This window comes from Microbacterium sp., from assembly GCF_036566905.1.
GTDB lineage: Bacteria > Actinomycetota > Actinomycetes > Actinomycetales > Microbacteriaceae > Microbacterium.
Genome location: NZ_DATCVK010000216.1, coordinates 1 through 12,817 on the forward strand (window position 1 = coordinate 1; position 12,817 = coordinate 12,817).

Genomic DNA, 12,817 nt, shown 5'->3' on the forward strand with positions numbered 1-12,817 from the left:
GGCGACGGCCTCCCGCGCCCACAGCAGCACGGCGCGCAGGGCGACCACGAGAGCGAGGGCGCCGAGCGTCGGCACGAGCTCGGCCGGCGGCATCCCGTCGATCGCTCCGGTGATGGCGCGGGTCAGCAGCCAGGCGAAGGCGACGATCACGGCCGTCTGCGCCAGCGCGATCGCCCCGATCGCCGCGAAGAACCACCGTGACGCGCTCGCGTACGTCAGCAGCCGCGGGTCGACGGGCTTGCCCGACGTCTGGGCCGGGCCGTCGCCGTTGTTCTCGTCCATCGCTCCTTCGACCCTACCGATGCGCCCCGCACTCCCTCTGTCCCTGTTCACTCGCGCAGAACGTACGCGATCCAGCGTTCCCGGCGTACGTTCAGCGCAAGTGAACGTGCCACGGCGCGCGGGTCAGTGCGCGGGCGCGGCCGCGGCCGCCTCGATCCGCGAGCGGGTGATGCGCTTGCGGAAGATCCAGTACGTCCAGCCCTGATAGGCGAGCACGAGCGGGAGGAAGATGAGTGCCGCCCACGACATGATCGTCAGGGTGTAGTCCGTGCTGGACGCGTTCTCAATGGTGAGCGAGCCGGCCGGGTCGGCGGTCGACGGCATCACGTACGGGAATAGGGCGAACCAGACGGCGAGGACCGCGGTGACGATCGTGAACGCGCCGAAGCCGAAGGCCCAGCCCTCGCGACCGCGGGCGTTGGAGATCCACGATGCGATGAGCAGCACGGCGGCGACCGCCGACAGGACCGCGGTCATCAGAGCGAACTCGCGGCCCTCGCTGAACGCCATGCCCACTGTCCACACCAGGAAGAGCGCGGCGACGACGATCGTCAGCAGGCCGGCACGGCCGGCCAGCCGGCGCGCGTCGGCGGCGACCTGGCCGTCGGTCTTCAGCGCGACGAAGTACACGCCGTGCGTGAAGAACAGCAGCAGCGTCGTGAGACCGCCGAGCAGGCCGTAGGGGTTCAGGAGGGTCAGGAAAGACCCGATGAACTCGTGGTCCGCGTCGAGCGGCACGCCCTGCACGATGTTGGCGACGGCGACGCCCCACAGCAGCGCCGGCACGGCGGAGCCGACGACGATCATCGTGTCGAAGCCCCTCTTCCACCGCAGGGAGTCGCGCTGATGGCGGTACTCGAACGAGACGCCGCGCAGGATGAGTGCCAGCAGGATCAGCAGCAGCGCCAGGTAGAAGCCGCTGAACAGCGTCGCGTACCACTCGGGGAACGCGGCGAACAGGCAGGCGCCGGCGACGATGACCCACGTCTCGTTGAGGTCCCACACGGGGCCGATGGTGTTGATGACCTGGCGCCGGCTGACGTCGTTCTTGCCGAGGAACGGCAGCGACATGCCGACGCCGAAGTCGAACCCGTCGAGCACGAAGTAGCCGACGAAGAGGAATCCGACGATCCAGAACCAGAGGTAGGCGAGATCCATGACGTGCTCCTGAAGCTCCTAGTAGACCGTCGTCGGGGTGTCTTCGACCGCCAGGGTGCGCTGATCCGGCGCACCCGGCTCGGGGAGGGGCTCGGGACCCTTCTTGGCCGTCTTCACAATGAGTCCGAACTCGACGACCGCCAGTGCCGCATAGATGAGCGTGAAAGCGGTCAGCGAGATGAGGACGGTCCAGCCGGGCACCGAGGGCGATACGCCGTCCTCGGTCAGCATGAGGCTGAACACGATCCAGGGCTGGCGGCCCATCTCGGTGAAGATCCAGCCCACGAGGATCGCGAGCAGCGATGCCGGCCACGCCCAGATCGCGAGCCGCCAGGCCCACGCCGGGACCTCGCGCGTCGCCTTCTTGCGGGTGAGCCAGAGGCCGACCACCGCGACGAGCGCCGCGACGCCGCCCAGGCCGATCATCCAGCGGAACGCCCAGTAGGTGACCCAGAGGATGGGGGCGAAGTTGCCGTCGACCTGGTCGGCGAACTGCGGGAACATCTCCGTCGTGTACTGCGTGTTCAGGTCGTTTATGCCTTCGACGCAGCCGTCGAGCGAGTGGGTCGACAGCAGCGCCAGAAGGTAGGGGACGCGGATCGAGAACAGTTCGCTGCTGCCGTCCGGTGTGCCCAGGGTGAAAATCGAGAACGAGGCATCCGCCCCGCACGCGCTGTCGAACATCGCCTCCGCAGCGGCCATCTTCATGGGCTGGGTGGCGACCATGACGAGGCTCAGCTGGTCGCCCGAGATCGCGACTCCCGCGAACGCGGCGATGAGGCCCCAGAGGCCGAACTTCAGCGACGACCGCATCATGTCGACGTTCTGCGCGCGCAGCAGGTGCCAGGCCGAGATCGACACGATGACGCCCGCGGTCATCATGAACGCCGCGAACAGGGTGTGCGGCAGGGCCGCCAGCGCGACCGGGTTCGTGAGCACGGCGAGGAAATCCGTCATCTCGGCGCGCGAGCCGTCTTCGGCCATCTTGAAGCCGACGGGGTTCTGCATGAACGCGTTCGCCGCGAGGATGAAGTACGCCGAGAACCACGCCCCGATCGTCGCGATCCAGATGCTCGCCAGGTGCAGCGCCTTGGGCAGCTTGTCCCAGCCGAAGATCCACAGGCCGATGAAGGTCGCCTCGAAGAAGAAGGCCATGAGCCCCTCGAAGGCGAGCGGTGCCCCGAACACATCGCCGACGAACCGCGAGTAGGACGACCAGTTCATGCCGAACTGGAACTCCTGCACGATGCCGGTGACGACGCCCATCGCGAAGTTGATCAGGAAGATCTTGCCGAAGAAGCGGGTGAGGTGGAGCCACTTCACGTTGCCGGTGCGGAACCACGCGGTCTGGAAGATCGCGACCGTCAGCGCCATGCCGAGCGTGAGCGGCACGAACAGGAAGTGGTACAGCGTCGTGAGGCCGAACTGCCAGCGCGCCAGCAGCAGAGGGTCCAGCAGATCCATGTTGCGCTTCCGATCGTCGGACTGACTGTATGGTCTGACCACACAGTAGCATGTGGTCAGACCACAGGGGGAGTCGATCTTGCGATCGTCTCGGGTCTCAGATTCCCAGCAATCCGCGCGTGGAGCGAGCATCGCCGCCGTGAATAATCCGTCGCACCGGAGCCGTGTGCGACGCCGCGCGACTACCCTCGAATCATGGCGATCCGGGCAGAGCGATCGGAACCGGGCGCGTGAGTGCGATCCCGGTCACGATCGGGCGACGGATGCCGCTGCCAGCGGCATCCGAGCGGCTCGATGCCTCGGCGCAGGGCGCCGCAGCGTCCTCTGCCCGCATGACGATCGGCGAGGCGCTGGTCGACACGCACGGGCGGGTGCACCGCGATCTGCGGATCTCGCTCACGGACCGCTGCTCGCTCCGGTGCACGTACTGCATGCCCGAGCAGGGCAACGAGTGGCTCGCCAAGACGAGCATCCTCACGCTCGACGAGATCGAGCGCATCGCGCGCGTCGCCGCGGCCGACGGCATCACCACGTTCCGGCTCACCGGCGGCGAGCCGCTGCTGCGCACCGACATCGTCGAGGTGGTGCACCGCCTCGCCGCGATCACGGGACCGACCGGCGCTCCGGTCGAGATCGCGATGACGACGAACGGCATCCGCCTTCCCGACCTGCTGCCAGGTCTGATCGGGGCGGGTCTGAACCGCCTCAACATCTCGATCGACACGCTGCGGCGCGACCGCTTCCACGAGCTCACTCGCCGTGACCGGCTCGACGACGTGCTCGAGGGGATCGCGGCGGCCGGGGCCTCGGGATTGCGCCCGCTGAAGCTCAACGCCGTGGCGATGCGCGATGTCAACGACGACGAGCTGGTCGAGCTCGTGGAGTTCGCGATCGCCCACGACGCGCAGATGCGGTTCATCGAGCAGATGCCCCTCGACGCCGGTCACACCTGGGACCGCTCGCGGATGGTCACGCAGGACGAGATCCTCCAGGCGCTCTCCCGGCGCTGGACCCTCACCCCTGTGCCCGGCCGGGGCGGCGCTCCGGCCGCACGCTGGACGCTCGACGGCGGTCCGCACTCGGTGGGCGTGATCGCATCGGTCACCGCACCCTTCTGCGGCGACTGCGATCGGCTGCGTCTTACCGCCGACGGCCAGCTGCGCAACTGCCTGTTCTCGACGACCGAGTACGACGTCCTGCCGATGCTGCGCGACGGCCGCCCGGCCGAGACGGTGGATGCCGGCATCGACGGGATGCTGCGCTCCTGCGTGCACGGCAAGCTGCCGGGTCACGCGATCAACGATCCGGCGTTCCTGCAGCCCGCGCGCGGGATGAACGCGATCGGCGGCTGACATGGGCCGCCTCACGACGCGCACTCCGGTCACCCGGATCTCGCTGAACGACGGCGACTCCGCAGTTCGGCGCCGTGCCGACACGCTCGTGGTGGAGGAGCCGCTCGAGATCCGCATCGTCGGCGAAGCGCTCACCGTCACCATGCGCACGCCCGGGCACGACCTCGAGCTCGCCGCCGGGTTCCTCGTGTCGGAGGGCGTGATCGCTGCGAGCGGAGACCTCCGCTCGGCGATCCACTGCGGCGGTCCCGGCACCGGCTCGGCGGCGACGTCGCTGACGATCGGTCCGGCGATGGTCGGCACACCGGCGTCGACGGAGAACACGTACAACGTGCTCGACATCGCTCTCGCACCGGGGCTGGCGCCGCTGGTCACCGACATCGCCCGCAACTTCTACACGACCAGCTCGTGCGGCGTCTGCGGCACGGCGTCGATCGACGCCATCGAGAAGCAATCCCGCTACGACGTGGCGACGGATGCCGCGGCCGTCGATGCGGCAGTGATCACCACCCTGCCCGACACGCTGCGGGCCGGGCAGGCGGTGTTCGAGAAGACCGGAGGCCTTCACGCCGCGGCGCTGTTCGACGCCGCCTCGGGGGAGCTTCTGGTGCTCCGTGAGGACGTCGGCCGCCACAACGCGGTCGACAAGGTCGTGGGCTGGGCGGTGCTGGAAGACCGGCTGCCACTGACCGGAACGGTGCTGCAGGTGTCGGGCCGGGCGAGCTTCGAGCTCGTGCAGAAGGCCGTGATGGCCGGCATCCCGATCCTGTCCGCCGTCTCGGCGCCCTCCTCCCTCGCGGTGGAGCTCGCCACAGCCTCGGGGCTCACCCTCGTCGGCTTCGTGCGCGGGTCGTCGATGAACGTCTACTCGCGACCCGACCGGGTGCGGGTGCCGGCGCCCTCCCGGCTCTGAGCCGGCTCAGCCGCGCGCGGCCGCGAGCTGCACCACGCACTGCGTGGGATCGCACGACGGCGCGATGCCCTTGACGCGCAGCGGACCGCCGGCCTGCGCCAGCACGCCGTCCATGAGGCCCACGTGCACGTGGCACAGGGTGCCGCGGTGCTCGGCCGCGGGCGCGTGCGGGCACGGCGTCAGATCCACGGTGAGCGCGCGCTCATCGACGAGCGGGTCGAAGCCCGCATCGCCGAGGTCCTCAACGAGCGCGTCGAGCTGATGGAGGGCATCGGCGCCGAGCTCGGCATCCGTGTCGGATCCGTACATGCGGCGCAGCAGGTCGCCGCGCCGCGCCGCAGCCTCGGCCCGGCGGATCGCCACCGGACTCGACGCCTCGCCGTCACCGGTCGCCGCCGAGTAGAGCACGCGCGGTCGCCCGCGCGTGGTGCGGCGCTCGGTCTCGGCGATCACGTAGCCGGCGTCGATGAGACGCTGCACGTGCTCGCGCACGGTGTTGGCGTGCAGGCCCGTCGCCGTGACCAGCTCTGAGACCGTCCGGTGCGGGCGCTCCTGCAGCAGATGCATGATCTCGACGCGGGAGTAGCTCGAGATGGCGCTGTACCCGGCCGTCATGAACCCATTATCGCGGGATGCCGCGAGGGACCGGGCTCGCGGTGGCGCATCCGGGTCGGGTCAGAAGAGCTGGCCGAAGATGAGGATCGCGATGAAGAAGACGGCCAGGATGGCGACGATGATCCCCAGCGTCCGGCCGGAGAGCTTCGCAACGCCCCACCCGATGAGCACGGGCACGGCGAACAGGAAGATCGCGACGATCCACCAGAACGTCGAGTAGCCGGCGTTGCTGGCCTCTTCGAGTCGGCCGCCGAAGAGCTGCTGCGTCGACGGGTGGGTGGCGAAGCGCACCGCGATCGAGATGGGGACCGCCACGAACACGAACACGACGAGTCCGATGAGCCAGCCCCAGAGGACGGGGCTGCCGTTGCCCGCGAGGACCCCGCCATGCAGTTCGTTCTCCGGCTGGTGCTGCTGGTGCTGCTGCTTGCCTGATGCCATGCGCATGACTCTAGTGGTGCGCGGTCGCGGCGGTCGCGGCGGTCGCGCGTTTCCCCCGGACATGGCGCTGCCCGCCAGTCCTTGGGGGGAGGAGGCGGGCAGCGTCGGGGCGCCTAGGATCACCGCCTGGGGGTGCGGTTCTCCGCGCTCACCATCCACGAGAGCTGCTCAACACGCTCGAGGATGGCGTGGAGGATGTCTGCACTCGTGGGGTCTTCTTCGTCGACGGCGTCGTGCACGTCGCGGCAGGTGGCTGCCACGTCGTCCAGTCGTTCCGTCATGAGATCGACGACCTCGTTCGTCGCGATCTCGCCCTGCGGGAACTCCGGCAGGGTGGTGTTCTGTGCGACCACGTCGCTGCGCCCGTCGGGCAGGGCGTGCAGCGACCGCATCCGCTCGGCGACGGTGTCGGCGAACTCACGGGCCGCGTCGATGATCTCGTCGAGCTGGAGGTGCGTGTCGCGGAAGTTCCGGCCGACGACGTTCCAGTGCGCCTGCTTGCCCTGCAGCGAGAGCTCGATGAGGTCGACGAGCACCTTCTGCAGGTTCTCACTCAGCGTCTCGGACGCCGTGAACCCGCGCTCGGCGTTCTGCTCCGGGGTGAGCGCCGCGCCGACCCCGCCCCGCGCCGTACGGCGACGGCTCTTGCCCGTCGTGCTCGCGCCGCTCTGGGACGTGCTCTTCTTCGCGGTCGTCGTCGCCACTGTCGCTCCGTTCGTGGGGGTGCTCGCTCACGGAACGGCCGTCATGGCTCGCCGTTGGGGCACCGGCGTTGGGGTCAACCCGCTCTGCGGGTCGCCTCGAGATTAACCGCCCTCGGTGCAGAAAGCTCGGGGCTTGCTCTTCTCGTCGCGGAGTGCTACTCGTCGTCTCCCGCCGTCTCGCGTGGTGGGATGGGAGCGCCATGACTTCGCCGACTCCCGCCCCCGCGTCCGCCGCCGAGATCGCTGCAGCCGTCCGCGCGGGCGACGTCTCGGCGGTCGAGACCGTGGAGACGCACCTCGAGCGCATCGCCTGCGTCGGCTCCGGCGTGAACGCGCTCACCGTCGTCTTCGCCGACCGGGCCAGGGAAGCTGCTGCCGAGGTGGATGCGGCGCTCGCCGCCGGCCACGACCCGGGCCCGCTCGCGGGCGTGCCGATCTCGGTCAAGGAGAACATCGACCTCACCTGGTCGGCGACCACCAACGGCTGGCAGGGGCTGGCCCATGCGGTGCCCGCCCGCGACGCCTCGATCGTCAGACGTCTGCGCGAAGCCGGAGCGGTCCCCGTCGGCCGCGGCAACATGCCTGACTTCGGTATGCGGTGGGACACCGACAACGACCTGTTCGGCCGCACCGTCAACCCCTGGAACCGCGAGCGCAGCGCCGGCGGCTCGAGCGGCGGCGACGCCGTGTCGGTCGCGACGGGCATGAGCGCCCTCGGCATCGGCAACGATTTCGGCGGATCGCTGCGCCTGCCCGCGTACGCCGCCGGCGTGGTGGGGCTGCGTCCCACCCAGGGGCGGGTGCCGCGTGCGGCCGTGAACGGTCAGCCGGTTGCGCTCACGCTCCAGCAGTTCTCGGTGAACGGACCCCTGGCGCGAACCGTCGGCGACGTGGCGCTCGCGCTGGGCGTGATGGAGGGCTGGGATGCCGACGACCCGGTGTCGGTGACGGCCCCGGTTCCCGGCCGCCTGCCGCACCGCGTCGGAGTCGTGCGGCACGGGGCCGGGACCGACGTGGACGACGATGTGGCCGCCGGCGTCGACCGTGCCGCGGCATCCCTCCGCCGTGCCGGCTGGGATGTCGTGGCCGTCGACGCCCCTCACCTGGAGGAGGCGGCCGTGCTGTGGCGACGGCTGTCGTGCACCGACATGCTGATCTCCCTCGACCCGGAGGCGCTGGGGCAGCCGCTCGGCCGCTCGGCCACGGCCTTCCTGCGTGACAGCACCGCCGCGGCGCGCCCCTACGAGTCCGCGCGCGAGTACGCCGAGGCTTGGGCCCGGCGCGCGGCCATCGCCGCCGAATGGCGCCGCCTGCAGGTCGAGATTCCCCTGCTGCTCGGCCCCGTATCGGCGTCGCGCATGCGCGGGCCGGACTACGATCTCGGCGGAAGCGAACCGGCCGATCGCGCGTGGCGCGACCTGTGGCTCACCGTGGCCGCGAACTTCCTGGGGCTGCCCGCCCTGGCGCTGCCGACCGGCCTCGGCGCCGACGGCATGCCGACCGGTGCGCAGCTCATCGGCCCATCGTGGGCCGAGAGCCTCGTGCTCGAGGCGGGCCGTGCGGTCGAGGCGGGGGTTCCCCGGCTGCCGGCGCTCTTCTAGCGCGGCGCAGGCCGTCGCGCCAGGATGGCGGGCGGGGGCAGCTCGGTGCGACCGGCTGTATCAGCGCCACCGCCTCTTCCTCCTCCCAGACGGAAGGCGAACGGAGAGCCCATGTCTCGCACGCGCGCGTCGCAGGTGGCGCTGCCGGATCTGCGCGGGCGGACGGCACTCGTGACCGGCGCGAGCGACGGCGTGGGGGTCGAGATCGCGCGCGGACTCGCGAGTGCCGGCGCCGATCTGGTGCTCCCGGTGCGCAATCGCGAAAAAGGGGCGCGGGTGATCGACATGATCCGCACCGACTCGCCCGACGCCGCCGTGGGTCTTCGCGATCTCGACCTGTCGCGCCTGGCTTCGGTCGACGCGCTCGCCGCGGCGATCCGCGCCGAGCGGGCACCGCTGGACATCGTCGTTCTCAACGCGGGGATCGTGCTGCTCGGCGATCCCGAACGCCACGTGAGCGCCGACGGATTCGAACTGCACTTCCAGACCAACTTCCTCGGGCATTTCGCACTGACCACGTCGCTGCTGCCCCTGCTGCAGGAGCGTGGCGCACGTATCGTCGTGCAGCTGAGTCTCGCGGCGGCCATCGCCCGGCCGGACTGGAACGACCTCCAGAGTGAGCGCCGCTACTCGCCGCTGCGGGCCTACGGTGCGTCGAAGGCGGCACTCGGGCTGTTCGCGCACGAGCTCGCCCGTCGCTCGGCCGCGGAGGGCTGGGGCATCACGGTGCAGCTCAGCCACCCCGGCGTCGTGCCCGACACGGGGATCGCGCCGGCCCTGCGTGCACGTCAGCGCAGCGGCGCCGCGCGCGGACTCGCGCAGCGGCTGGGCAACACCCCTGCTCAGGCGGCGCAGCCGGCTCTGCGGGCGGCGGTGGCCGATGCCGCTCCCGTCGCCGCTGCGGATGCCGGTACCCTCGCCGCTGGTGGGTCGAGCGGACGCTCCGGCCGCCGGGGACCTGCGGCCGCCCCGGGCTTCTTCGGCCCGTCGGGCTTGATGCATTTCGGGGGCCCCGCAGATGCGGTGCGCCCCTACCGACGACTCGCCGACCCTGCGGCCGGCGCGCGGATGTGGGCGATCGCCGAGAAGCTGCTGCGCGACCGGGCGGACGCCGTGCGCGCCTGAGCGCCCGCCTCACCGGACGTCAGGCGCGTCCGAGCGCAGACAAGCTGCGTCCGCGGACTACGGAATCGGCGACTCCGGCGCCTCCGGGGTCTGCGGGAACGGGGGCTCCTCGGGATGCGGGGCGAGGGGCTCCTCGGGCCAGGGTGCCGGAGGCTCGCTCGGCGGCTCCGGCGAGGGGAAGTCCGGGCCCGGCGCGCCGGGCCCGGCTGGCGCCTCGCCCGGCGGCGTCTGGCCGGGCAGCGGCTCCGGGATCGTGGGGTCGGTCATGGCTCCTCCAGCGAGGGTGTGAGGGCGGTCTGGTGGGTTCCCGTCCAGAGTCCCTCGGGGAGGCGCGCGCCGCGAGGCCCTTGACGCCGCACCGGCACGGGGGTAACCGCGTCCAGCGCGGTGGCGGAGCGTCCGTAGGCTGGAGGGGTGGCATCCGTTCTGAACATCTCGGCGTATCTCTTCACGCACATCGCCGACGCTCGCGAGCTGCGGCCGACGCTGCGCGAGCGCGCCGTCGCCGCCGGGCTGAAGGGCACCATCCTGCTCGCCGAGGAGGGGATCAACCTCTTCCTGGCGGGGGATGCCCTCGCCCTGCGCGGCTTCATCGCCGACCTTCGGGCTGACCTGCGTTTCGCCGCGCTGACAACGAAGGAGAGCTGGTCGGCGGCGCAGCCCTTCGGCAGGATGCTGGTCAAGGTCAAGCGCGAGATCATCCGCATGGATCACCCCACGATCCGCCCCGAGGCGGGGCGCGCGCCCGCGGTCGCCCCCGAGACGCTGCGGCGCTGGCTCGACCGGGGTCGAGACGACGAGGGACGCGAGGTCGTGCTGCTCGACACCCGCAACGCCTTCGAAGTCGATTACGGCGCGTTCGAGGGCGCCGTCGACTGGCGCCTCGAGCGGTTCACCCAGTTCCCGGATGCTGCAGCCGCCGGGGCAGCGGACCTCGACGGCAAGACCGTCGTGAGCTACTGCACCGGCGGCATCCGCTGCGAGAAGGCGGCGATCTATCTGCGCGAGGCGGGCGTGGAGGCGTATCAGCTGGACGGCGGGATCCTCGGCTACTTCCAGCAGGTCGGCGGCGATCACTGGACCGGGGAGTGCTTCGTGTTCGACGAGCGTGAGGCCCTCACGCCCTCACTGACGCCCCGACCACAGGTGCTCGCATGACGGCCGCCGGGTCGACGGCTCCTGCGAACGAGCGTCCTGCCGGCCGCGCGGTGCTGATCGCCGTCGCGATCGACGTCGTGCTGGTGATCGCCTTCGCCGCGATCGGCCGCGCCAGCCACGACTCGGACGTGTGGACGGGCCTCTGGCAGACAGCGTGGCCGTTCCTCGCCGCCCTCGCGGCCGGCTGGCTCGTCACCCTCGCCTGGCGGGCGCCCGCCGCGCCGATGCGCACCGGTCTCGGCGTCTGGGCGGTCACCGTGGGAGGAGGGATGCTGCTGCGCGCCGCATCCGGTCAGGGCACTGCGCTCCCGTTCATCATCGTGGCCGCGGTGACCCTGTTCGTCGCCCTCGTCGGGTGGCGTGTCATCGCCTTCGCCGTGCGCCGCGCGCGCCGGCGCTGAACCGGCCCTCAGCCGGTCTTGCGGAGGCCCGTCTCGATCACGATGCGGTTGCCGTCGATCACGCCCGGCCCGTCGCCCGGCACGGGGGCGGGAGCGGGGGTGATCTGCTCGGCATCCCACACCGCCCGGGCGTTCTCGGCGGTCGGATAGAAGAACTCCTCGACCCCGAGCAGCCCGCCCGTAGAGTGCGAGGGCGTTTCGCCCCGGCTCCGCCGCCGATGCGTGTCGAACGCGAACCACAGGAAGTACACCGGCAGGGCGACCGCGGCGGTCACGAAGCCCCACACCATGACCCCGCCCATGTCCATGACGACAGGCTACGTCGTGGTCACCGGTGCGCGAAGGCCTCCAGAGTCACGTCGGGCGGGACCTCATCGAACCACGCGTCGAAGGGCACGGGTGTGCCGTCTCCCGGAACCGTGTCGAGGTAGGTGCTGGTGGCCGCGACGATGCTCCCGTCGGCCGCCCGGGCGAGCACCGCGACGGCGACGTACTGCTGGTCATCGGCGAAGCGCGCACTCACCGTTCCGGAGACCTCAGCGGGGCCGTCTGGACTGATCGAGCCGGTGACCTCCTCGACGACGAAGGAGCCGGTCTCGGCGGCGGGCGCGAGCGTCGCCTCCGAGGCGTCGGGCAGGTCGACGCCGACGCTGGCGATCTGCGCGTCCCCCACATCGAAGAAGTAGCCGACCATCGCGGTGCGGCCCGAGAGCAGCATCGTGTAGCCGGGAGCCGACGTGATCGTCGACCCGTCGGCGGCGTACGCGACGACGTCGACGTACGAGTCGAAGATGTAGTCCGTGTTCGGGTTGTCGATCACCACGGCGTACCACCACACGTCGTCGTAGTCGTGTCCGAACGCCGTCTCGGTCACGGTCGGCTGCACGGGCGTCCCGAACTGCGCGCCGGGGTCGGGCTGTCCGTCCGTTCCCGGAGCGGTGATGCCCGGGACCACGTACTCCTCGTAGTCGTCGTTTCCGTCGCTGCTGCCATCGACGCCGGAGGTGCCGGCGAACGATCCCAGGATCGCCGCCACCGCGAGGACGACAGTCAGGATGCCGCCGACGACCGAGATCAGCAGCGCCGCGACGCCGAAGCCCTTGCCACCCTGTTTCCTGCTGATGAGGGCGATCAGCGAGAGGACGAAGGCGACGAAGAGCAGCAGCGGCGACAGCGATCCGGCTCCCCATGAGCCGGCGATCGCAGCGACGAGGGCGAGGAGGACTCCGGCTCCCGCCAAGGCCAGCGCGACGATCGCGAGCGCCTTCGGCCTGGTGTCGATGCCGCCCGGGGCACCGGTGCCGGGCACAGCGGCGAAGGCCGGCGATCCGGGGTAGGTCGGCGGCGGGCCCGCCGGATTGCGGGCATAGGGCGGGAGGGCATAGGCCGCGGTGGTGGCGGTTGCGTCGGCACCCGGCTGCGTGCCGGTGGACGCCGACTGCGGGGTGCCGGCCCACGGGGGCGGAACGGCCGGCGGGGCGTGCGTGGCGCCGGGATCGGCGTACGACGGGGTGACGTACGCGTGGGCGAGGGGCGGAGCGGGCGGCTGCGCTGACGCCGCGTCGGCGGTCGGCGGTGTCGACGGGGCGGGGATGGCGTAGGC

At 71.1% G+C, this 12,817-nt stretch carries 13 protein-coding genes and 2 pseudogenes; 6 read left to right on the forward strand and 9 right to left on the reverse strand.

Features of this window, described 5'->3' with window-relative positions; genetic code table 11:
* The 3 genes and pseudogenes from VIP82_RS18475 to VIP82_RS18485 all read right to left on the reverse strand — a co-directional run.
* Positions 1-282: pseudogene (locus tag VIP82_RS18475) on the reverse strand (thiol reductant ABC exporter subunit CydD); the annotation flags it as partial.
* Between the two features lie 123 nt (positions 283-405).
* Complete coding sequence (gene cydB, locus VIP82_RS18480; RefSeq protein WP_331911297.1) at positions 406-1,440, reverse strand: cytochrome d ubiquinol oxidase subunit II; 1,035 nt, start codon at positions 1,438-1,440, stop codon at positions 406-408.
* 18 nt (positions 1,441-1,458) lie between these two features.
* Complete coding sequence (locus VIP82_RS18485) at positions 1,459-2,904, reverse strand: cytochrome ubiquinol oxidase subunit I (protein ID WP_331911299.1); 1,446 nt, start codon at positions 2,902-2,904, stop codon at positions 1,459-1,461.
* A 230-nt stretch (positions 2,905-3,134) separates the two neighbouring features.
* On the opposite strand from VIP82_RS18485, the gene moaA reads away from it, so the two are divergent.
* A complete protein-coding gene (moaA, locus tag VIP82_RS18490) occupies positions 3,135-4,256 on the forward strand; it encodes a GTP 3',8-cyclase MoaA (RefSeq protein ID WP_331911301.1) in 1,122 nt (373 codons plus the stop codon).
* 1 nt (position 4,257) lies between these two features.
* Positions 4,258-5,169: a formate dehydrogenase accessory sulfurtransferase FdhD gene (fdhD, locus tag VIP82_RS18495; protein ID WP_331911303.1), complete on the forward strand. Its 912-nt coding sequence runs from the start codon at positions 4,258-4,260 to the stop codon at positions 5,167-5,169.
* A 6-nt stretch (positions 5,170-5,175) separates the two neighbouring features.
* On the opposite strand, the gene VIP82_RS18500 is transcribed toward fdhD, so the two are convergent.
* The 3 genes from VIP82_RS18500 to VIP82_RS18510 form a co-directional block, all read right to left on the reverse strand.
* Positions 5,176-5,784, reverse strand: a complete 609-nt coding sequence (locus VIP82_RS18500) for an ArsR family transcriptional regulator (RefSeq protein WP_331911305.1) — start codon at positions 5,782-5,784, stop codon at positions 5,176-5,178.
* Positions 5,785-5,844: 60 nt separating this feature from the next.
* On the reverse strand, positions 5,845-6,225 hold the full coding sequence (locus VIP82_RS18505) for a hypothetical protein (RefSeq protein ID WP_331911307.1): 381 nt from the start codon (positions 6,223-6,225) through the stop codon (positions 5,845-5,847).
* Positions 6,226-6,344: 119 nt separating this feature from the next.
* Entirely contained in the window at positions 6,345-6,929 is a 585-nt protein-coding gene (locus VIP82_RS18510) for a Dps family protein (RefSeq protein WP_331911309.1), read from the reverse strand.
* Between the two features lie 200 nt (positions 6,930-7,129).
* On the opposite strand from VIP82_RS18510, the gene VIP82_RS18515 reads away from it, so the two are divergent.
* Together VIP82_RS18515 and VIP82_RS18520 are read left to right on the forward strand one after the other, a co-directional pair.
* Positions 7,130-8,530: an amidase gene (locus VIP82_RS18515; protein WP_331911311.1), complete on the forward strand. Its 1,401-nt coding sequence runs from the start codon at positions 7,130-7,132 to the stop codon at positions 8,528-8,530.
* A 111-nt stretch (positions 8,531-8,641) separates the two neighbouring features.
* Positions 8,642-9,655: an SDR family NAD(P)-dependent oxidoreductase gene (locus tag VIP82_RS18520; RefSeq protein WP_331911313.1), complete on the forward strand. Its 1,014-nt coding sequence runs from the start codon at positions 8,642-8,644 to the stop codon at positions 9,653-9,655.
* Positions 9,656-9,712: 57 nt separating this feature from the next.
* Here the strand turns inward: VIP82_RS18520 and VIP82_RS18525 are convergent, their stop codons facing one another.
* The gene (locus VIP82_RS18525; RefSeq protein ID WP_331911315.1) at positions 9,713-9,922 is read right to left on the reverse strand and encodes a hypothetical protein; all 210 of its coding nucleotides are present in this window, start codon (positions 9,920-9,922) and stop codon (positions 9,713-9,715) included.
* Positions 9,923-10,069: 147 nt separating this feature from the next.
* On the opposite strand from VIP82_RS18525, the gene VIP82_RS18530 reads away from it, so the two are divergent.
* Together VIP82_RS18530 and VIP82_RS18535 are read left to right on the forward strand one after the other, a co-directional pair.
* Positions 10,070-10,813, forward strand: a complete 744-nt coding sequence (locus VIP82_RS18530) for a sulfurtransferase (RefSeq protein WP_331911317.1) — start codon at positions 10,070-10,072, stop codon at positions 10,811-10,813.
* Complete coding sequence (locus VIP82_RS18535; protein ID WP_331911319.1) at positions 10,810-11,214, forward strand: DUF3054 domain-containing protein; 405 nt, start codon at positions 10,810-10,812, stop codon at positions 11,212-11,214. The genes VIP82_RS18530 and VIP82_RS18535 overlap by 4 nt, the downstream gene beginning before the upstream one ends.
* A gap of 8 nt (positions 11,215-11,222) precedes the next feature.
* On the opposite strand, the gene VIP82_RS18540 is transcribed toward VIP82_RS18535, so the two are convergent.
* Positions 11,223-11,522, reverse strand: coding sequence for a hypothetical protein (locus VIP82_RS18540; RefSeq protein ID WP_331911321.1), 300 nt, complete (start codon positions 11,520-11,522; stop codon positions 11,223-11,225).
* Positions 11,523-11,542: 20 nt separating this feature from the next.
* A pseudogene (locus VIP82_RS18545) lies at positions 11,543-12,817 on the reverse strand (hypothetical protein); the annotation flags it as partial.

Coding starts and splice junctions, on each gene's coding strand:
- cydB (WP_331911297.1), bottom strand. CDS start 1,440: ATGGATCTCGCCTACCTCTGGTTCTGGATCGTCGGATTCCTCTTCGTC.
- VIP82_RS18485 (WP_331911299.1), bottom strand. CDS start 2,904: ATGGATCTGCTGGACCCTCTGCTGCTGGCGCGCTGGCAGTTCGGCCTC.
- fdhD (WP_331911303.1), top strand. CDS start 4,258: ATGGGCCGCCTCACGACGCGCACTCCGGTCACCCGGATCTCGCTGAAC.
- VIP82_RS18500 (WP_331911305.1), bottom strand. CDS start 5,784: ATGACGGCCGGGTACAGCGCCATCTCGAGCTACTCCCGCGTCGAGATC.
- VIP82_RS18505 (WP_331911307.1), bottom strand. CDS start 6,225: ATGGCATCAGGCAAGCAGCAGCACCAGCAGCACCAGCCGGAGAACGAA.
- VIP82_RS18515 (WP_331911311.1), top strand. CDS start 7,130: ATGACTTCGCCGACTCCCGCCCCCGCGTCCGCCGCCGAGATCGCTGCA.
- VIP82_RS18520 (WP_331911313.1), top strand. CDS start 8,642: ATGTCTCGCACGCGCGCGTCGCAGGTGGCGCTGCCGGATCTGCGCGGG.
- VIP82_RS18525 (WP_331911315.1), bottom strand. CDS start 9,922: ATGACCGACCCCACGATCCCGGAGCCGCTGCCCGGCCAGACGCCGCCG.
- VIP82_RS18535 (WP_331911319.1), top strand. CDS start 10,810: ATGACGGCCGCCGGGTCGACGGCTCCTGCGAACGAGCGTCCTGCCGGC.
- VIP82_RS18540 (WP_331911321.1), bottom strand. CDS start 11,522: ATGGACATGGGCGGGGTCATGGTGTGGGGCTTCGTGACCGCCGCGGTC.